21 protein-coding genes and 1 tRNA gene are annotated in these 20,477 nt (G+C 32.5%); 9 read left to right on the top strand and 13 right to left on the bottom strand.

The annotated features are described in order from the left end of the window. Window positions 1-271: 271 nt before the first annotated feature. Window positions 272-802, bottom strand: coding sequence for an RNA methyltransferase (locus tag ABMY20_RS04870; RefSeq protein ID WP_159488644.1), 531 nt, complete (start codon window positions 800-802; stop codon window positions 272-274). A gap of 104 nt (window positions 803-906) precedes the next feature. On the opposite strand from ABMY20_RS04870, the gene mutS reads away from it, so the two are divergent. Continuing rightward, the gene (gene mutS / locus ABMY20_RS04865; protein ID WP_349264766.1) at window positions 907-3,516 is read left to right on the top strand and encodes a DNA mismatch repair protein MutS; all 2,610 of its coding nucleotides are present in this window, start codon (window positions 907-909) and stop codon (window positions 3,514-3,516) included. 8 nt (window positions 3,517-3,524) lie between these two features. On the opposite strand, the gene folE is transcribed toward mutS, so the two are convergent. After that, window positions 3,525-4,184, bottom strand: a complete 660-nt coding sequence (gene folE, locus ABMY20_RS04860) for a GTP cyclohydrolase I FolE (RefSeq protein ID WP_173359046.1) — start codon at window positions 4,182-4,184, stop codon at window positions 3,525-3,527. Window positions 4,185-4,196: 12 nt separating this feature from the next. Then, window positions 4,197-4,598 (bottom strand): MerC domain-containing protein, encoded by a 402-nt coding sequence (locus ABMY20_RS04855; RefSeq protein WP_173359012.1) that lies wholly within the window; start codon window positions 4,596-4,598, stop codon window positions 4,197-4,199. Window positions 4,599-4,677: 79 nt separating this feature from the next. On the opposite strand from ABMY20_RS04855, the gene ABMY20_RS04850 reads away from it, so the two are divergent. From ABMY20_RS04850 to ABMY20_RS04840, 3 genes are all read left to right on the top strand, one after another. Beyond that, window positions 4,678-5,055 carry a transcriptional repressor gene (locus tag ABMY20_RS04850; protein WP_159488636.1) on the top strand — a complete coding sequence of 126 codons (378 nt, stop codon included), beginning with the start codon at window positions 4,678-4,680 and terminating at the stop codon, window positions 5,053-5,055. Window positions 5,056-5,126: 71 nt separating this feature from the next. Then, window positions 5,127-6,461, top strand: coding sequence for an MATE family efflux transporter (locus ABMY20_RS04845; protein ID WP_253679305.1), 1,335 nt, complete (start codon window positions 5,127-5,129; stop codon window positions 6,459-6,461). A 24-nt stretch (window positions 6,462-6,485) separates the two neighbouring features. Beyond that, window positions 6,486-7,253, top strand: coding sequence for an enoyl-CoA hydratase/isomerase family protein (locus ABMY20_RS04840; protein WP_167712630.1), 768 nt, complete (start codon window positions 6,486-6,488; stop codon window positions 7,251-7,253). Between the two features lie 73 nt (window positions 7,254-7,326). On the opposite strand, the gene ABMY20_RS04835 is transcribed toward ABMY20_RS04840, so the two are convergent. Together ABMY20_RS04835 and ABMY20_RS04830 are read right to left on the bottom strand one after the other, a co-directional pair. Then, on the bottom strand, window positions 7,327-8,196 hold the full coding sequence (locus ABMY20_RS04835; protein WP_349264765.1) for a sterol desaturase family protein: 870 nt from the start codon (window positions 8,194-8,196) through the stop codon (window positions 7,327-7,329). Between the two features lie 261 nt (window positions 8,197-8,457). Further along, on the bottom strand, window positions 8,458-9,327 hold the full coding sequence (locus ABMY20_RS04830; RefSeq protein WP_349264764.1) for a GyrI-like domain-containing protein: 870 nt from the start codon (window positions 9,325-9,327) through the stop codon (window positions 8,458-8,460). 155 nt (window positions 9,328-9,482) lie between these two features. On the opposite strand from ABMY20_RS04830, the gene ABMY20_RS04825 reads away from it, so the two are divergent. The 3 genes from ABMY20_RS04825 (at window position 9,483) to ABMY20_RS04815 (ending at window position 11,122) form a co-directional block, all read left to right on the top strand. Then, a complete protein-coding gene (locus tag ABMY20_RS04825) occupies window positions 9,483-9,857 on the top strand; it encodes a lipocalin family protein (RefSeq protein WP_047788003.1) in 375 nt (124 codons plus the stop codon). Window positions 9,858-9,874: 17 nt separating this feature from the next. Further along, a complete protein-coding gene (locus ABMY20_RS04820) occupies window positions 9,875-10,405 on the top strand; it encodes a hypothetical protein (RefSeq protein WP_349264763.1) in 531 nt (176 codons plus the stop codon). Between the two features lie 267 nt (window positions 10,406-10,672). Further along, window positions 10,673-11,122, top strand: coding sequence for a 6-carboxytetrahydropterin synthase (locus ABMY20_RS04815; protein WP_173359007.1), 450 nt, complete (start codon window positions 10,673-10,675; stop codon window positions 11,120-11,122). A gap of 31 nt (window positions 11,123-11,153) precedes the next feature. Here the strand turns inward: ABMY20_RS04815 and pth are convergent, their stop codons facing one another. From pth to ABMY20_RS04800, 3 genes are all read right to left on the bottom strand, one after another. Next, the gene (pth, locus tag ABMY20_RS04810) at window positions 11,154-11,720 is read right to left on the bottom strand and encodes an aminoacyl-tRNA hydrolase (RefSeq protein WP_082118604.1); all 567 of its coding nucleotides are present in this window, start codon (window positions 11,718-11,720) and stop codon (window positions 11,154-11,156) included. 137 nt (window positions 11,721-11,857) lie between these two features. Continuing rightward, window positions 11,858-12,433 carry a 50S ribosomal protein L25/general stress protein Ctc gene (locus ABMY20_RS04805; RefSeq protein ID WP_047788000.1) on the bottom strand — a complete coding sequence of 192 codons (576 nt, stop codon included), beginning with the start codon at window positions 12,431-12,433 and terminating at the stop codon, window positions 11,858-11,860. A gap of 21 nt (window positions 12,434-12,454) precedes the next feature. Continuing rightward, window positions 12,455-13,396 (bottom strand): ribose-phosphate pyrophosphokinase, encoded by a 942-nt coding sequence (locus ABMY20_RS04800; protein WP_047787999.1) that lies wholly within the window; start codon window positions 13,394-13,396, stop codon window positions 12,455-12,457. 111 nt (window positions 13,397-13,507) lie between these two features. Here ABMY20_RS04800 and ABMY20_RS04795 point away from each other — a divergent pair. After that, window positions 13,508-13,591, top strand: a tRNA-Leu gene (locus ABMY20_RS04795). A 183-nt stretch (window positions 13,592-13,774) separates the two neighbouring features. Beyond that, window positions 13,775-16,057, top strand: a complete 2,283-nt coding sequence (katG, locus tag ABMY20_RS04790) for a catalase/peroxidase HPI (protein ID WP_349264762.1) — start codon at window positions 13,775-13,777, stop codon at window positions 16,055-16,057. A 99-nt stretch (window positions 16,058-16,156) separates the two neighbouring features. Here the strand turns inward: katG and ABMY20_RS04785 are convergent, their stop codons facing one another. The 5 genes from ABMY20_RS04785 to moaA form a co-directional block, all read right to left on the bottom strand. Further along, window positions 16,157-17,275, bottom strand: a complete 1,119-nt coding sequence (locus tag ABMY20_RS04785; protein ID WP_349264761.1) for an NTP transferase domain-containing protein — start codon at window positions 17,273-17,275, stop codon at window positions 16,157-16,159. Next, window positions 17,268-17,744, bottom strand: coding sequence for a cyclic pyranopterin monophosphate synthase MoaC (gene moaC, locus ABMY20_RS04780; protein ID WP_349264760.1), 477 nt, complete (start codon window positions 17,742-17,744; stop codon window positions 17,268-17,270). The genes ABMY20_RS04785 and moaC overlap by 8 nt, the downstream gene beginning before the upstream one ends. A 143-nt stretch (window positions 17,745-17,887) precedes the next feature. After that, complete coding sequence (locus ABMY20_RS04775) at window positions 17,888-18,127, bottom strand: four helix bundle protein (RefSeq protein WP_317039771.1); 240 nt, start codon at window positions 18,125-18,127, stop codon at window positions 17,888-17,890. Between the two features lie 34 nt (window positions 18,128-18,161). Next, entirely contained in the window at window positions 18,162-19,358 is a 1,197-nt protein-coding gene (locus tag ABMY20_RS04770) for a molybdopterin molybdotransferase MoeA (RefSeq protein ID WP_349264759.1), read from the bottom strand. A gap of 69 nt (window positions 19,359-19,427) precedes the next feature. Beyond that, window positions 19,428-20,417 carry a GTP 3',8-cyclase MoaA gene (gene moaA, locus ABMY20_RS04765; RefSeq protein WP_349264758.1) on the bottom strand — a complete coding sequence of 330 codons (990 nt, stop codon included), beginning with the start codon at window positions 20,415-20,417 and terminating at the stop codon, window positions 19,428-19,430. Between the last annotated feature and the right edge of the window lie 60 nt (window positions 20,418-20,477).

Genomic DNA, 20,477 nt, shown 5'->3' with positions numbered 1-20,477 from the left:
TTTACAAAACGATAACGAGGGTGTGTCTTGTTTTTTACTTGTTCGTACTCACTTATCAAAAATTGATACTTCTGTAAATAGCTTCGAACTAGAGTTAAATCATCTGTATTTATACGCATAACAAAATATAAGATTTTGTCAACGAATTAGTTAACCTTTACAATTGCGAATCTTTCGGTTCTCGCTCAAGACAGGCTAAAGTGAAGTAATCTTTGAATTATGAACTCTAATTAAGTAAATTACTTAGTTATTATTGTTGTTAATAATGATGTTACTTTTTCATTTTAGTAAACAAATCCCATAACACCACACCACAACTTACCGAAATATTTAACGAGTGTTTGGTTCCTAATTGCGGAATTTCAATACAAACATCAGAAGCAGAAACAACCTTTTGTTGTACACCTTTTACTTCATTTCCAAACACTACTGCGTATTTTTGGTCAATTTCAGGAGTAAAAGTATCTAACATTGTACTATTTTCTGCTTGTTCTATAGATAAGACCTTTACGTTTTCTGCTTGTAATTTTTCAACCAAGTCTATAGTATTTTCAACATATTCCCAATCTACAGATTCAGTGGCACCTAAAGCAGTTTTATGAATTTCTTTGTTAGGGGGCGTAGCAGTGATACCACACAAGTAAATTTTTTCAATCAAAAAAGCATCCGAAGTTCTAAAAACAGAACCTACGTTATTCAAACTACGAATATTATCCAATACTACAATGATGGGAGTTTTGTTAGTTTGCTTAAACTCTTCAACTGTTTTCCTGCCTAGTTCGCTGTTTTTTAATTTTCTCATAAAGTGGTTTTCAGGTTCAAAAGTTTAAAGTTGTGGATAACTTGAAACAAAAGAAACTCTAAACTTTTCTATCTTCGCAAAACTAACCCAAAAAATCTAGAAACTTGGCAAAAACAAAGGCAAAAAAGGTAACTCCATTAATGCAGCAGTATAACGGAATCAAGGCAAAATATCCGGATGCGATGTTATTATTTAGAGTAGGCGATTTTTATGAAACCTTTGGAGAAGATGCTGTAAAAGCGTCAGAAGTTTTAGGTATTATTTTAACCAAAAGAGGAAGTGGCAGCGAAAGTGAAACAGCATTGGCAGGGTTTCCGCACCATTCTTTAAATACGTATTTGCCTAAATTAGTAAAATCTGGATTGCGTGTTGCTATTTGTGATCAGTTAGAAGATCCAAAAATGACTAAGAAGATTGTGAAACGGGGAGTGACGGAATTGGTAACTCCTGGAGTTGCGTTGAACGATGAGGTATTACAATCGAAGTCGAATAACTTTTTAGCAGCCGTTCATTTTGGGAAAAAGCTATTAGGAGTTTCGTTTTTAGATGTGTCTACCGGAGAGTTCCTCATAGCACAAGGAAATGAAGAATACATAGATAAGCTTTTACAAAACTTTACGCCAAGTGAAGTTTTGGTTGAAAAGAAACACAAGCAACGATTTTTAGAAGCTTTTACAAATCGTTTTCATGCATTTTATTTGGATGATTGGGTGTTTCAAAAAGATTATGGAGATGAATTACTTCGAAATCATTTTAAGGTAAAAACGTTAAAAGGATTTGGAGTTGAAGAGTTAGAATATGGAATTGTGGCAGGTGGTGCAGCAATGTACTATTTATCGGAAACACAACACAACAAAATAGAACACATACAATCTATTAGCAGAATTGCGGAAGATAATTATGTGTGGATGGATCGCTTTACCGTAAAAAACTTAGAGTTATACGGTGGGAATTCGGTGAACTCGGTTTCGTTACTAGATGTAATTGATAAAACGATTTCTCCAATGGGAGGGCGTTTGTTAAAACGTTGGTTAGCCCTTCCGTTAAAAGATTTAGACCAAATTCAGCAGCGACACGAATTAGTGAAGTTTTTAATTGATAACGATACTTTTTCTGAAACTGTAACCTACCAATTAAAACAAATTTCTGATATCGAACGATTGATATCGAAAGTTGCTACGGGTAAAGTATCTCCAAGAGAGGTCATCTTGTTGAAAAATTCGTTAAAAGCGATTCTTCCGATAAAAGAATCCGCAGAAAGCAGCGAAAACGCTGCCGTTAGGTTATTAGGAGAAAAAATTAATACTTGTGATGAATTAATTGATAAAATTACCGAGACTGTTTTAGAAGAAGCCCCTGTAAATATAAATAAAGGAAATGCGATTGCAAACGGAGTTTCAGAAGAGTTAGATGAATTACGTAACATTTCAAACTCTGGAAAAGAGTATTTAGATACGATGCTAGCTCGTGAAACGGAACGTACAGGGATTCCGAGTTTAAAAATTGCGTTTAATAATGTTTTTGGATACTATATTGAAGTTAGAAATACGCATAAAGATAAAGTTCCTGAAGAGTGGATTCGTAAGCAAACTTTAGTGAATGCAGAGCGTTACATTACTGAAGAATTAAAAGAATACGAAGCAAAAATTTTAGGAGCAGAAGAGAAAATTCAGCAATTAGAAACGGAGATTTTTGCCAAGTTAGTACAGTACATTATAGGCTTTGTACAACCAGTACAACAAAATGCTCAAAATGTAGCTAAGATTGATGTGTTGCAATCTTTCGCAACCTTAGCTACCGAGAATAATTATGTGCGCCCTTTGATGGACGATAGTACCGATATTGAAATCAAAAATGGTCGCCACCCGGTTATTGAAAAACAATTACCAATAGGCGAAGAATACATAGCGAACGATGTGGTGCTGAACCGTAATCAGCAACAAATTATCATGATTACAGGTCCTAACATGTCGGGTAAATCGGCAATTTTACGTCAAACAGCTTTGATTGTATTATTGGCACAAATGGGAAGTTATGTTCCTGCTCAAAATGCTCGAATAGGTATGGTGGATAAGATTTTTACCAGAGTAGGTGCGAGTGATAATATTTCGATGGGAGAGTCGACATTCATGGTTGAAATGAATGAAACTGCATCAATCTTAAATAACATTTCAGACCGTAGTTTGGTGTTATTAGATGAAATTGGAAGAGGAACATCTACTTATGATGGAATTTCTATTGCTTGGGCAATTTCGGAATACTTACACGAACACCCATCGAAAGCAAAAACACTATTTGCAACGCATTATCACGAGTTAAACGAAATGACTTCCACGTTTGAACGTATTAAGAATTTTAATGTATCGGTAAAAGAGTTAGATAATAGTATTATTTTCTTACGTAAGTTAGTAGCTGGAGGAAGTAATCATAGTTTTGGAATTCACGTGGCAAAATTAGCAGGAATGCCAAGTATGGTAATTCATAGAGCAAACAAAATTCTAAAAGAGTTAGAAAACTCACATTCACACAAGGAGGTAAAAGAAACCTTGAAAGAAGCACAGCATGAAGATATGCAAATGAGCTTTTTTCAGTTAGATGATCCGTTGTTAGAAGATATTCGAGAAGAAATTTTAACTACAAACATCGATACACTAACACCTATTGAAGCTTTAATGAAGCTGAATGAAATAAAACGAATGTTAACGAAGAAGTAATAGGTTAATTATTCTCTATTTTCAAACTCACAAATTTTAAAAAACTCATTACGAACAGCTAAATCATTAAAACTTCCTCCGTACTCAATAGTTGTTGTGTAACTATTCTTGTCTTTAATTCCGCGAGAAGAAACACATAGGTGCTTTGCATTCACCAGTACAATTACATCTTCTGTTTCCAAAGTTTCTTGTAAATCTGTTAAGATTTGTAAACATAATCGCTCTTGTACCTGTGGTCTGTGTGAATAATAATCTACTAAACGATTAATTTTCGAAAGCCCGATAACCCTATTTTTTGGAATATAACCAATATGTGCATAGCCACTAATAGGAAGAAAATGGTGTTCACATGAAGAATCGATAGTAATGTTTTGTTCCACTAACATTTTACTATAACCGTATTTATTATCAAAAGTAGAAGCTTTGGGTTTATTAGCTGGGTTCAATCCATAAAACAACTCTTTAACATACATTTTAGCAAAACGATAAGGTGTCCCAGACAAACTATCATCTGTTAAATCCAAACCGAGCTCCTCCATTATTTTTGCAAAATGACCTTGAATATTTACAATCTTTTCTTCGTCTGATTTATCAATAGCGTTTGGTGTTAAAGGTGTTTTAATATTTGTTAAAATGTGATTATCACCTATGTAATCATGCTTGTTTATTACTTAAACTATTTAATTATTAGCGCAACAAGTGTTGTTTGCACATTGACAATACTTTCTATTATATATATGTAGAAACACTAAACCTAATGATGGTACATAAATACTTTCTTCAGGTAATTTCATGGCTTGTGTATATTCGTTTAAAATGATTATAAACAAAATCAAAAACGTAATCCAAAGAGCATACTGCATCCATTTTTTTGAAGTAGTTTGAACGGATTTTTGAATAGCAAAAAATGAAATGACTAGAAATAAAACGTCTATACTTTTCCACCAAAAAGGAACTGCTTCATGACTACAACAAGTAGCATGAGATTGTATAACAAACAGAAAAGGTGTAAATACGCAATGTACCAAACATAGACCGCTCGACAAAGCTCCTAATGTATCTGATTTTTGTTTGAGTACCATTGATTTTCTTAATCTAGTATTTTGAAAAGCAAAAGTACATTATTTTTTTAATTGCAATAATGTTGCATTAATTAGTTTTATGGGAGTTATTAGGAAAACAAAAGCAGTAAAAAAATTATTAAGCTTATTTGAGTCTGGAGTCTCAGCAATTGCTGCTGTTGATTTAGTAAGCAAATTAAATGACGAAATGAATAAAACTACGGTTTATAGAGTTTTGGATCGTCTGGAAAACGATGGCGTTATACATTCTTTTATGGGGAAAGAAGGTGTAAAATGGTATGCTAAATGTACTAGTTGTTCTTCGCATCATCATAATGATATACATCCTCATTTTCAATGTACTGACTGCAAAAAAGTAACATGTTTATCAGTTGATATTTCAATTCCTCAGGTTGAAAATCATATCATAGAGAGTGCTACTGTTTTTTTAACAGGTAAATGTGAGATTTGCTCTTAAATAACATTAATAAAACAATACACTGCAATTTCATTTTCCAACTTCAATAATAGTTATTTTTGTTAACTATTATGCAACACAACATTAGTTTTAAACACATAAATAAATTAGCAATGCCTGCATTAATTGCAGGTGTTGCTGAACCGTTACTTTCTACCACAGATTTAGCCATCGTAGGTAACATTGAGCACAATGCTACCGAAAGTATTGCTGCGATTGGTATTGTAGGGGCTTTTTTATCCATGTTAATTTGGGTATTTGGGCAAACACGTAGCGGAATTTCTTCTATCGTTTCTCAATATTTAGGAGCTGATAAACTTGACGAAATAAAAAACCTACCAGCACAAGCTATTGTTATTGTGTTAGGGGTAAGTGCGCTTATTTTAGGAATTAGTTACCCTTTTGCAAAAGAAATTTTTGAGTTGTATAATGCTTCAGGAACCATTTTAGACTATTCTGTTTCGTATTACAAAATTCGTGTTTTCGGATTCCCGTTTACGCTTTTTACGATTGCTGTTTTTGGTACGTTTAGAGGGTTGCAAAACACGTATTATCCGATGGTAATAGCACTCATAGGTACGTTTATTAATATAGGGTTGGATGTTGTATTGGTATATGGAATAGAAGGCTTGATTCCTGCAATGCATATTCAAGGTGCAGCCTATGCAAGTGTTGTAGCACAAGCTACTATGGCAATAATTTCGGCGGTATTATTGTTAAAGAAGACAGATATTCCATTAAGGTTCAACCTGCCTCTTAATGCTGAAATACCAAAGTTTATAAACATGGTTTTAAATTTATTTGTGCGAACTATAGCGTTAAATGTTGCTTTATATTTTGGTACTTCCTATGCTACTGATTATGGCGACGCTTATATCGCAGCTTATACGATTGGTTTCAATTTATGGCTTATGGGCGCTTTTATGATTGACGGCTACTCTTCTGCAGGAAATATATTATCAGGAAAATTATTAGGAGCAAAAGCATATAAAACCTTAGTCATGTTAGGAAATCGATTAATTACATACGGATTCCTTTTCGGACTCTTACTCACAGTTGTAGGTTTTGTTTTATATCAATTTATAGGAAAAATATTCACGAAAGAACCTGAGGTTTTAAAACAATTTTACAATACTTTTTGGATTATTTTACTCATGCAGCCTGTATGTTCTATCGCTTTTATTTATGACGGAATGTTTAAAGGTATGGGAGAAATGAAGTACTTACGAAACGTTTTATTATTAGCAACAGGATTCGTATTTGTCCCAACCTTATTATTTTTTGATTCACTAGATTATAAACTGTATGCTATTTGGATTGCTTTTTTCCTGTGGATGATTGCTAGAGGAACTCCATTAATTATAAAGTTTAGAAGAAAGTTTTTACCACTTGCTCAAAAAACGTAATTTTGAGCAAACAACAATAAACAAATGACTACAACTAGAGAAAACGGAAGTTTATATACACATATTGAAAATAAGATTGCTACGGTTGAATTTGGGCATCCAGCAAGTAACTCCTTTCCAAGTGTGTTATTAGAACGTTTAGCAAATGAATTTGATAAGCTTTCAATTAATAATGAAGTTTCAGTAATTGTACTAAAATCAGAAGGAGAACGAGCTTTTTGTGCTGGAGCTTCTTTTGATGAATTGGTAGCAATTGATAATTTAGAAGATGGGAAAGCTTTTTTCTCAGGATTTGCGAATGTTATTAATGCGATGCGACGTTGTTCGAAGCTAGTTGTTGGTAGAGTACAAGGAAAAACTGTAGGTGGTGGAGTTGGATTAGCAGCTGCTTGTGATTATGTATTAGCTACAGAGCACGCTTCTATTAAACTTTCTGAGTTTACGATAGGTATTGGTCCGTTTGTAATTGCACCTGCCGTAGAACGCAAAATAAGCGTAAGCGGATTGGCAGAGTTAACCTTAGATGCAACGAGCTGGAAAAATGCGTATTGGGCGAAAGAAAAAGGGTTGTATGCGCGTGTTTTTGAAACACAAAGTGAATTAGATAAAGAGGTTGAAATCTTATCAGAAAAATTAGCTTCGTATAACCCAGAAGCATTGGTTGAAATGAAAAGAGCGTTGTGGATTGGAACGGAACACTGGGAAGAACTGTTAATAGAACGTGCAGAGACTTCTGGAAAGCTTGTTTTATCCGAGTTTACCAAAAAAGCCTTAGAAAAATTTAAGAAGTAAAAAAGTACGGTATTAGGTATAAACTTTAAACTAACTAATACCGTTCCAAATATATAGTAAGCTTAAGCTGAACTTATTTACTTTTAAAATAATCAGGCTTCCAAATTAGGTTTCCAAAAATTATTTTTAGCTTATGTTTTAGTGTTTTACATCTTTTTACTTCTTTGTAAATATTAATATATTCTATAAAATTAATTTTAATAGGGTTGTTAGTTTTTATATTCTTTGTAAGCCCATAAACTACTTTTTCTTGTTCTCTTTGAAATGTTCCAAAAAGTTTATCCCATATAATAAAAACACCTCCGTAATTTTTATCTAAATACTTTCGGTTAGATCCATGATGTACTCTATGATTGGATGGTGTGTTGAATATTTCATCTAACCACCCTAACTTACCAATTCGCTCCGTATGAATCCATGTTTGAAATTGTGCGACTAATATTAACCCTACAATAGCCTGAAATGGTGAAAAACCTATCAGTACCATCGGTATTAAAAAAGCCCACTCAAACAATCCTTCTACAATACTTAATCGCATAGAAATAGTTAAGTTATAATCTTCTGAAGAATGGTGAACACTATGGCTAGCCCATAATATTCGATGTTCATGCTCTAAACGATGCATCCAATAATACGTTACATCTGCTATAATAAAAGCCAGGATCCATGTATATACATTACTAGGAATCGTTATTGGTGTTATCCAATGAAAAGGCATTAAACAAATTACACCAATCGATCCTATAATTGTTTTTTCTATAAGTTGATTCATAAAAAAAATAGATATATTGGCTAAGGTATCTTTCCATTTTCTCTTTTTTCTAAACAGCACATCAATAATTATTTCTAATACTATTAAACTTGTATTAAATAAAAAAAAGTAACCGATATGCAACATGATTGTAGACTCTTCAAAAAGTGATATTAATTTAGCAAAACTCATTTCTTAACTTTTTTAGTTATGTATTCAGGAATAGGACAAGAAAACCAAAATAGAATTGTTTCCTTGAGAAAAGCCAATTATACAATCCCAGAAGAAGGTAAGAATCTATGTGCCAATACTTGTGTAATTTGTAACTTTTCATGTGTTTTATTTGTTTAATAACACAAAAGTAGGCTGGAAAATGTAGGTGTGTTTGTTTATTTAGGACAAAGACGAAGTATAAATTTCAAAAAAAAATTAATTTTTATTTGTTGGTTTTGCTTAAATAATAGGAATGTAAATTTCTGTTATTAATTCTTCTTGAGGAGTATTTTTCTCGTCATTTAAATAAAACTCTAAAATTGGTGCGTCCGCAAACTCTAATTTGACATCATACATCCAATGTGCATAAATTGTATTGTATGTTTCAAAACAGCTTTCATGACTTCCTTTATGAACAAACTTGGCATATTTTTGAGAAGTAACTTCTTTAACTTTAAACATTCCTTTAACTTCAATTTTTTGTGCTTCTGTAAGTATAATCCCTGCATTATACCTACAATTAACAAACTCTGTTATTTCATCATCATCCAAAATTTCACCAACAATAATAGTTTTATCAGTTAATAAATCATGCTTATCAGCATACTTTAAAAGCTGTTTCCATGTTCTTTCAATCCCTTTTATATCTTCATAAGTTCCTTGATATTGTAAATACAACATTTGAAATGATGGTATAATTTCAATTTCAAACTGTAATAAAGGATCATTTTTTTTATTAGGTTCTTCTAAAATTTGATTCGTAATTTTTTGTTGAAATGTATAAGAGCTTTTAAAGCTAGAAGGTGTACAGCGAAAATGTTTTTTAAAAGCTTTACTAAAAGCTGCCACATCACTATACCCAACTTCTAGGGCAATATCTGAAATTTCAATATCTAAAAATTTTAAATACTGTGCAGCTTTTTCTAGTTTTCTTCTTTTAAGAAATTGACCAATAGTTTCATGTTGTAACGCTAAAAATATTCTATTGATATTTCGATAAGAGTAAAAGGAAATATCTTCTATTTCATGTGTGTGAATTGATGTTTTAAAACGCTTTTCTAAAAAATCTAACAACTTATTATATCGCTCTATTTGTGTTGAGTTTTTCATTTGTGATGCTTTATCCATCAAAATTACAATAGGTTCTTACTTTATAGTTTGTCTATTTACGACAAAAGGTAATAAAATAATCATTGTCTTAAATAAACAAACTCACATTTTACTTGCCTTATACTTTTACCTGGAATTTAATAACCACTTGTAATATGTATCGAATTGTTTTACTTGTCATCTTGTTTTTAATATCTCTATCTCTTTTTTCTCAAAAAAGTCTAAAATCTAAATTAATTGGAAAATGGCGCATTCAAAACTATGAGGTATTTGGTGAAGTGCATCAACCTTCTTTAAAAGAGAGTAATGATTATATCTTATTTAAAACTAACATGTTTTTTGAAGCCTTCTCTGAAGGATATCATGATAAAGGAACTTGGAGACTAAACGGGGAGACTAAAATATCTCTGATAGTAGACAATAATGAAATTTTAGATGCTACTGTATTACAAATTACCTCAGATTTTTTAACTATAAAGTACAACACTAAAGAATTAAACTACATTATTTTTCACTATAAAAAACAATAAAATATGCGCTGCTTATTTTGGTTAATTTTTTTGTTAGCTTCGTTCATGCTCAAAACCCTAGCATAAGTAATAAAAAAGCCCCAAGAACCATTCATATACTTTCTTACAATACTGTTTTTAGTAAACACTATAAAGGATTTAAAATAAAATACTCTGAGTTTTCAGATACAGAGGAGGATTTTATAATTCCAACTGTATTTTCATTCAATAACTATCAATTAAAACCCAACCTTTTAAAGAGTAAGGGGTATAAAAGTTTTAATCAGTTTTTATTAGGAGCTGGTTTAGATGGGTTTATTAAATTTTACAAAGGTATTTATGTAGGTGTTGGTATAAATGTTCCTTTTGGATATGAAACAACTAGGGGGCTGAATAACGAAAAAAAATCCAAACTCTTAATTGGGCTTGAATCTAAACAAGGAATAAGGTTAATTCCTTGGGAAGAGCTAGGTATAGTTTTAGGTATAAATTACAAACAGCATTTTATCAATTCTAACGTATTAAATAAAGAATTTAACCTTGAATTGGAGTTAGGTGTTAATTTTTAAAGATTTTATTCTCTAGAGAGTGAAAAAATAATAGCATTTAAAATCAAATTCGTACTTTCGGCAAATAAAAGTAAAATATTATGGGTGGAGATTATTTATTTGCCATTTTAGCGGCGGGTGTAGCTGTAGTTTATTTCTTTAATAAATACAGAGCAAACAAAAAGTTTAAAAGAAAATAAGAGTCAATACACATCTTTAGTCGTCATTTAAGGCAGGTTAAAAGAGAAGTAATTTTTTAAGTTTATTTCACTTTAGAGATAGATATTTATGAGTAAGATTCGAATTACCAAGCAGTTTACTTTTGAAACTGGACATGCGTTGTATGGTTATGATGGAAAATGTAAAAATGTTCATGGGCATAGTTACAAGCTTTCGGTTACTGTGATAGGCTCTCCAATTACTGATACATCCAATGTGAAGTACGGAATGGTAATTGATTTTGGAGATTTAAAGAAGATTGTAAAAGAAGAGATTGTAGATGTATTTGACCATGCTACGGTATTCAATAAGAATACTCCCCATGTAGAGTTAGCTAAAGAGTTAAAAGACCGTGGACATCATGTTATTTTAGTAGACTATCAACCAACAAGCGAAATGATGGTGATTGATTTTGCTGAGAAAATTCAAAAAAGACTTCCAGAAAACATAAAATTACATGGCATTAAGCTACAAGAAACAGATACTAGTTTTGCTGAGTGGTATGCTTCTGATAATTAATTTTTGAATAAGTTAACGGTGTAAAACGTAATTATTTTCCGTTAAACTCATTCATGGTATTAGCTAAACCAGCTGTAATAAAAGAAGTAACCGCTTTTACAGAAAAAGGAATACGCTCAATCATTGCGCTTTCTTCATCAGGATTCCATTTGCCTAAAACGTAATCTACTTGACGACCTTTACTATATTCAGCTCCTACACCGAAGCGAAAACGAGGATAAGCACCTGTATTAAACTTATCTTGGATGTCTTTTAGACCGTTATGTCCGCCAGAACTTCCTTTTCCTTTGATACGAATTTTTCCAAAATCAATATTTAGGTCATCAGTAATAATTAACAAGTTTTCAACTTGAATGTTTTCTTTTTGCATCCAGTATTTAACCGCTTTACCACTTAAATTCATATAAGTATTAGGTTTTAAAACAAGTACTGTTTTACCCTTAATTTTAAGTTTAGCTATATCTCCTAACTTTTCGGTTTCAAAAGAGCCTTCATGCTCTTTAACAAAAGCATCTGCGATTTTAAAACCTATATTGTGACGTGTATTGTCATATTTTTCGCCAATATTACCTAAGCCTACAATTAAAAATTTCTTCATAGAATCGTCTTCTTTATCTGTTAATTGTTTTGTAGAAAAACCAAATAATTGTTTAAAAAAAGGTGTAATAATCATACATCAAAAATAAAAAAAGCGCTACACATGGTAACGCTTTTGTATGATTATTGTTTTGCAGTCTATGCTTCAGCCTCAGCTGCTGCTTTAGCGGCGTTACGAGACATACGAACTTGAGCAACCACTGTGTTATCTGGGTGTAATAACGTATAGTTGTCATTCTTTAACTCAGTAACATATAATTTATTACCAATTTCTAACTCAGTAATATTAGCTTCAATAAAATCTGGTAAGTTAGCTGGTAATGCTTTTACTTTTAATTTACGTAAGTTGTGACGTAAAGCACCACCTACCATAACACCTTTAGAAGATCCTACTAAACGTACAGGAATATCCATAGTCACAGCCTTGTCTTCAAATAATTGGTAAAAGTCTACGTGTAAAATGCTATCATTTACTGGGTGAAACTGTATGTCTTGTAATACAGCGCTATATGTTACACCATCTAATTCAATCGTAGCAGTAAATACGTCTGGAGTATATACTAATGGCTTGAACGATTTTTCTTCAGCTGAAAAGTGAACAGGCTTGTCTCCTCCGTATAATACGCAAGGAACCTTTCCAGCATTACGTAAGGCTTTTGTTGCTTTTTTACCTACGCTTTCTCTTTGAGATCCTTTGATTGTAATTGATTTCATTACTTTGTTTATTAAATTTATTTACATTAAAAACTTATCGCTAATAGATGTATTGTCTTGAACTTTATGCATCACATCAGCAAATAAAGCGGCGCAAGATACAACTTTTATTTTAGAAATACTCTTTTTTAAAGGAATTGTATCTGAAACGATTAGCTCTGTCAACTGTGAATTTTGAATTCTTTCGTAGGCATTTCCTGAAAGAATTGGGTGTGTACAAATAGCACGTACACTTTTTGCACCACGTTCCATCATTAAATCGGCTGCCTTTGTAAGTGTTCCTCCTGTATCAATCATGTCATCAACAAGAATTACATTTTTACCTTCTACTTCACCAATGAGTTCCATATGAGCAATTACATTGGCTTTTTGACGCTGCTTGTAGCAAATAACAACATCACTTTCCAAGTATTTGGAATAAGCATAAGCTCTTTTTGAACCTCCCATATCAGGAGAAGCAATCGTTAAATTATCAAGCTTTAAACTTTTAACATATGGTAAAAAAATTGTAGAAGCATATAAATGATCTACTGGCTTTTCAAAGAAACCTTGAATTTGATCAGCATGTAAATCCATGGTCATAATTCTAGTTGCACCTGCAGTTTCTAATAATTTAGCCACTAATTTAGCGCCAATTGCTACACGAGGCTTGTCTTTTCTGTCTTGACGAGCCCAACCAAAATAAGGCATTACAGCGGTAATATGTCTTGCCGATGCACGTTTTGCAGCATCACACATTAATAACATTTCCATTAAGTTATCAGTAGAAGGAAAGGTTGATCCAACGATGAAAACTCTTCTTCCTCTGATTGATTCTTCAAAAGCTGGTTGGAATTCACCATCACTAAAATGTGTGGTAATTACATTTCCTAGTTTGGTTCCGTAGGCGCTGGCAATTTCCTCTGCTAGTTCAATACTTTGTGAACACGCAAAGATTTTTGGGCTTAATTGATTTGTAGCCATTTACAAAAAAATATTTTTAGTTAGTGTTGTTGTTGGGGCAAAAATAAAACTATTTTAAGAGTTTAAAAGATATTTTAAATGAAATATTTTATAGATTTGCACTCACCAAAAGCCAAAGTGGTGGAATTGGTAGACACGTCGGATTCAAAATCCGATGCTCGCAAGGGCGTGTGGGTTCGAGTCCCACCTTTGGTACAAAAGCACACTATTTTTTTAAAAAATAGTGTGCTTTTTTTATGCGTCTAATTTAAAAGTAGAGAATTACCACTTGCTCAAAAATAAATCTAAACTACATTAATATAAGTTATTTCTATTTAAAATTTAAAAAACATAATTATTTCAAATATAGATTTGCTGAAAATCAATTAATAATTTATAATGAAAAAAATAATCTTAAGCGTAGTAACAGCTTCTTTGCTTTTTTCTTGCAGTGGTAAACAAAACCATGGAGAAGAAAAAGAAAAGGGAGGATGTCCTTTTGGTTTTGACAAAGGACACAAAAAAGAACAGTTAAAAGAAACTAAGTCAAACAAAGATTGGTGGCCCAATAAGTTAGATTTAGATGTACTTGCACAAAACTCGGAATTATCGAATCCGATGGGAGAAGAATTTAATTATGCTGATGAATTCAATAAGCTAGATTATGTAGCGTTAAAGGAAGACCTAACTAAGCTAATGACAGATTCTCAAGATTGGTGGCCTGCTGATTACGGACACTACGGACCTTTATTTATTCGTATGGCGTGGCATAGCGCCGGAACATACCGTACAGGAGATGGTAGAGGAGGAACCCGTATGGGAATTCAGCGTTTTGCTCCACAAAATAGTTGGCCAGATAATGCTAACCTAGATAAAGCTAGAAGATTGTTATGGCCTATTAAACAAAAGTACGGCAAGAAAATTTCTTGGGCTGATTTGATGATTTTAACAGGAAATGTAGCTATAGAGTCTATGGGATTAAAAACTATAGGGTTTGCAGGAGGAAGAGAAGATGTTTGGGTACCACAAGAGGATGTGTATTGGGGTTCTGAATCAGGCTGGTTAGAAAGCAGAAGGTTAAATGAGGATGGAGAGCTAGATTTAGAAGTAGAAAACCCTCTAGCAGCTGTACAAATGGGATTGATTTATGTAAACCCTGAAGGTCCAGATGGAAACCCAGACCCAGTAGCATCAGCAAAAAACATACGTATTTCATTTGGTAGAATGGGAATGAATGATGAAGAAACAGTTGCTTTAATAGCAGGGGGACATACCTTCGGAAAAACTCACGGAGCAGGACCAGCTGATAACGTAGGACCTTCACCAGAGGCTGCTGGCATTGAAGAACAAGGATTAGGATGGAAAAGTAGCTACAAATCAGGAAAAGGGAAAGACGCTATTACCTCTGGGTTAGAAGTTATTTGGACGCCTACGCCTACTCGTTGGAGTCATGCTTTTTTAAATACGTTATTTGATAATGAATGGGAACTAACCAAGAGTCCTGCAGGAGCACATCAATGGGTAGCAAAAGACGTTGGAGAGGTTTTTCCAGATGCTTTTGATAAAAATAAGAGACATAGACCTACGATGTTAACTTCAGATTTAGCTTTAAAGTTTGATTCTGAATATAAGAAAGTTTGTGAGAAGTTTTTAGAAGACCCATTATCTTTTGATAAAGCCTTTGCTCGTGCATGGTTTAAATTAACCCACAGAGATATGGGGCCTAAAACAACATACTTAGGATCAGATATTCCACAAGAAGAATTTATTTGGCAAGATCCTATTCCTATACGTACTCATAAACTGATAACCGAAGCAGATATCAATTCTCTTAAAAAAGAAATTTTAAATTCGGGAATTCCTTATAATCAGTTAATAGAAACAGCTTGGGCTTCAGCGTCTTCTTATAGAGGTTCAGACAGAAGAGGAGGAGCAAATGGAGCTCGTATTCGTTTAGAACCACAAGTTAATTGGGAAAGTAATAATCCAGCGCAATTAAAAAAGGTGTTGGCAGTTTATGAGAAAATTCAAAATAAATTCAATGAATCGTTAAAGGAGAAAAAAGTTTCCATGGCTGATTTAATTGTTTTAGGAGGATCCGCAGCAGTAGAAAAGGCAGTAGAAAGAGCAGGATTTTCAATAAAAGTTCCTTTTAATCCTGGTAGAATGGATGCTACGCAAGAACAAACCGATGTAAAATCTTTTGCTGTTTTAGAACCAATGGCTGATGGTTTTAGAAACTATCAAAAAAAGAAATACACACTTAAACCAGAAGAATTGTTAGTTGATAAAGCACAATTATTAACTCTAACAGCTCCTGAAATGACGGTGTTGGTTGGTGGTATGCGAGCTTTAAATGCAAATTATGATAGTTCAAAAAAAGGAGTTTTTACAACCCAACTAGGAGTGTTGACAAACGACTTCTTTATAAATCTGTTGGATATGAATACGTATTGGGAGCCTATCTCTGAAGAACAATTAATTTTTGAAGGAAAAGATAGAGTTACAAATGAGGTAAAATGGACAGCAACTAGAGCAGATTTAATTTTTGGATCTAATTCTGAATTAAGAGCTTTAGCTGAGGTATATGCGAGTAATGATGCAAAAGAAAAGTTTGCAAAAGATTTTATTGCAGCTTGGGTTAAGGTGATGAACCTAGATAGGTTTGATTTGAAGTCTTAAATAATACAGTACAAGAAGGAAATATTATAAATATATAAACCTATACCAAGATGTTTCTGGTATAGGTTTTCTTATTAAATCTAATTTTGTTTGTAGCTTTTAAGAGTTAACCTCTTTTATAGCTTCTTTATAATCTTCTGGAGTGTTGATGTTTCTAATTAAATTATCATCAACCTCAATAATTTCAACATCAGAATTAATTAACATTTTACGAGGACACGAATAACCTTGTGCTAAATAGGCTAATAATTTTCCGTAAGCTTTTGGTTCGTATATTGTGATTAAAGGTTCAGGAAATTCTTTGTTTTTTCCTTTAACTGTAGTTGCTATTTTAGATGGATTTCTTTTTTGTAATAATAATTGAATAAGCTCATTATTTACAAATGGAATATCTGTAGCCATTACCAACCATGCTGAGTTTGGATTTTTTTGAAAAGCAGAACAAATACCTCCAAAAGGTCCTAGATTTAAAAAGGTATCGTGAATTTCATTTGTCGTTTCTGGTGAGGTAGATAAATCTCTTACAGAGTAAAAAGTTTCTAAATTGTTGTTTTCTAGTAACTCTTTTACATGTTCTTTTTGAGGCTTTTTATAGTACAATAATTCCGATTTGTCACGACCCATTCGAGTACTTTTCCCGCCTATTAAAACCAACCCTTTTACAGGAGCAATATTTTCTTTAATGAGATTATGTATATGATTAGATATTTTATCAATCTCATTAATCGTATAAGAGGTGCTATTTTTGATGTTTGGAAAACGTTCTAACAAACAATCAAAATATCTTGAGTTTTTATTCAACTTAACTATAAACTGAATGTTTGTTAATTGATCTAACCTTTTTTTTACAGAAGCTTCTTTCTCATCATCTAAAATCAAAATTTGTTTCGCCCCTTGGTAATGATTTCCATTAATAAAGACAAAATCGTGATTGTAAAACTGTAAACGTTGTTCGTACTTGTTTACAGGTGAAGAAGTGTTTATTTGTAAATTTCCTTCATGATGAAAGGTATATTCAGCTAACGTATTTTGTTCGACATCTTTGGCGTGTGAAGCATCAAAATATCCTAAATTGTATTGTGATAATTTTGCAGAAACTTCATGAACCAAATCAGCAATAATTCCACATTTGGTTCCTAAGATAGCTACTTCATTAGGCGCAAAATTATTATTATACTTCTTAACTAGATTTGTATGTTTAGTATGTTTTTTATCCATTTTTAATATCCGATTTACCACCAGTTTTCTCTACCAATTTCACTTCTTGAATCACCATTTTTTGACTAATAGCTTTACACATATCGTAAATGGTTAAACAAGTTGCAGAAGCTCCTGTAAGCGCTTCCATTTCTACTCCTGTTTTTCCTTCAATGGTTACTTTACAAAAAACCACTACATACTCATCATCTATAATATTGATGTCAATATCCACTCCATTAATTAATAAAGGATGACACATTGGAATAATATCAGAGGTTTTTTTCACTGCTTGAATTCCAGCAATGATAGCGGTTTGAAAAACAGGTCCTTTTTTAGTGATGAGTTCATTATTGGTAAAATGACTTACAATTTTTGAACCTAAAAACATAGTAGCTTTAGCAATGGCTGTACGTTTCGTGATTTTTTTATCAGAAACATTTACCATTTTAGGTTGATTTTGTTCGTTTATGTGGGAAAAGTTGCTCACTTTGTATAAATTTTAAATGTTGAGTTTTTAATTTTTAGTTAAACTCTGTTGTGATGTTTTTACAATTGCTGTTAATAGCCTAATTAGCTCGTGAATGTCCGAAAGTATATCTGTAATATCAATATTTGTTAAGTCACTTTCTTTTAATAAACGTAACCAATATTAGTTTCTCTAGCTTCTTTTGAAGAAATAGACATTTTAGAAATAAAGTCTCTCTTACTTTGACCAGCTAAAGCCTCTTCTATATTTGCTCCTATTGAAGTTCCACTTCTTAAAAGCTGTTTTGAAATTATAAACTCTTTTTCTTGTTGTAGTTTTTTGTACAGAGAAATTATTTTTAAAGAGAATTGAAAACTCTTGCCTTGAACAATACTTTCCTTCATTTTAAATTTTTAACTCAAAACTAAACATTAATAATTAAAAACCCCGATACGTTAGTATCGGAAAAACACTTCCTTTTTTAAATTCTATCTCTTCAGTTTTTGGAAGTTCAATAAAACTATCAGCTTCAACCAAACTAGCTAAATCACCAGAACCATTTCCTTGTATTGGAGTTGCATATACTTGTCCGTTTTCCGAGGTTAATTTTACTTGTAAAAAACAGCTTAGATTAGGTTTAAAAGTAATGTTTTTTGCTAAAGTTGCTGTTTGTTTTTCTTGTTGTACACCTATAGATTTATAATACCAAGGATAAAAATAGACCAAACAATTTACAAAGGTTGAAACTGGATTTCCAGGAAAAGCAAACACGTTGCAGTTGTCTGTAGTGCCGAACCAAAATGGCTTCCCTGGTCTTTGTGAAACTCTATGGAATAATTTTTTAACACCCAATTCATCTAAAACTTCGGGTAAAAAATCAAACTTACCTTTACTAACAGCACCACTAAATAAAAGCACGTCATATTCTTGTAGAAAAGACGCTATATTTTCTTTTAAAACTTGTTTTTCATCAGTAATATGAGCTGTATCTGCTGGGATTTTTAAATCGTTCAATAAGGAAACTAATGTGTATACATTGCTTCTACGAATTTGGTGGTCTAACGGATATTCATTTACATCAACCAATTCATCACCTGTAGAAACAATCATTACTTTAGGTTGCTTGGCAACTTTAACAGTGGCTTTACCTACAGTAGCTAATACTCCAATTTCAGCAGCAGAAATTATAGTGTTCTTTTTTATTAGAACTGTACCTTTACTTTTATCAGAACCTTGTGTGTGAATGTTCTGTCCTTCTTTAATTTCATCAATAGTAATAGTGGCTACTAACGTATTAATATCAATATCTTCATAGCGAATTACCGTGTCAGTATTGTTAGGTAATACAGCTCCTGTCATTACCTCATAGCAGTTGGCTGCATTATCTAGTGTTTGTTGTGGACTTCCAGCAGCTTGGATTCCTTCAATTTTAAAATCGCGAACACCGTGTTCAAAAAAACGATGATTGATAGCAATACCATCCATTGCCACTCGGTTGAATGGAGGAAAATCTCTATCGGCAACAATATCTTCCTTTAAAACTCTTCCGACAGCTTCTAAAAATGGAACTTCTTCAATTCCGAAATCTTGTGTGTTTTCTAAAATTATATGTTTGGCTTCTTCTACTGTTATCATATGTTAAAGTGTAACTGTTAAAAAGTTTAATTGTTACATTTTTCAAATTATCTAATTGATACATTGAAATTACCCCCCAATCGTACTCATACTTTCGGTTACGTTTCCTTTTCTATTTGCCTCAGCAACAAAACCATTTTCAGGTTTTTCTTTTATCAATGATAAAAACAAGGCTTTTAAATCTTCATTGTTTGCACCATTTCTAATAAAGTCACGTAGGTTGAAAACGCCATCATCAAACAGGCAATTTTTAAAAGTTCCTGTTGAGGTAATTCTTATTCGGTTGCAATCATTACAAATAGTACGAGTGAATGCAGGGATTATCCCTATAGTTCCCTTATGATTCTCTATAGAAAAGTTTCTAGAAGTAGATGATTTTTTTGAGGGGAGCTTAGTTACAGTGAACTGAGACTGGATTTCATCTAAGATTTTGTGGTAGTTCCAAACTTCTTCTGCATTTCGTTGTCCTTTTCCATTAAAAGGCATTTCTTCAATAAAACGAACTGCAATATCCTTGTCTTTAGTAAGCTGCACAAAATTGTTAATTTCATCAGTGTTAAATCCAGACTGAATAACTACATTCAGTTTTAAATTCAACGAACTTTTTTCTAATAACTCAAAGGTTTTATATACTTCTGGGAAAACATCTCTACGGGTAATTTTAGCAAACTTTTCAGGGTGTAAACTATCAATGCTTAAATTGATATTCTTTACCTTTTTAAGGTTTTCTATCGTTTTGATGTGTTTGGAAATAAGCGCTCCGTTGGTCGTGATATTAATATCCTCTAACAAATCATTATACGATAACATTTCTAAAAAAGAAACAAAATCTTTTCTAACAAAAGGTTCTCCACCTGTTAAACGAACTTTGTTAACACCCAACTCAGTAAGTACTCGAATTATTCGGTACATTTCTTTGTAGGTAAGTAGCTCTTTTCTTGGAACAATATCAATTCCTTGAGCAGGCATACAATATTGACAACGTAAGTTACAGCGGTCGGTTACTGCTAAACGAACGTAGCTAATTTGTCTTCCAAAATTATCTATGAGTTTGCTCATATTGTAAAGGTAGTAAAACTAAAAATCATACCCTTTTAAAAGGGTAAAAAATCGTATTTT

Source organism: Tenacibaculum sp. SSH1-16 (genome assembly GCF_040104435.1).
GTDB classification, from domain to species: Bacteria; Bacteroidota; Bacteroidia; order Flavobacteriales; family Flavobacteriaceae; genus Polaribacter; species Polaribacter mesophilus.
This window is presented reverse-complemented; position numbering and strand designations above follow the sequence as displayed.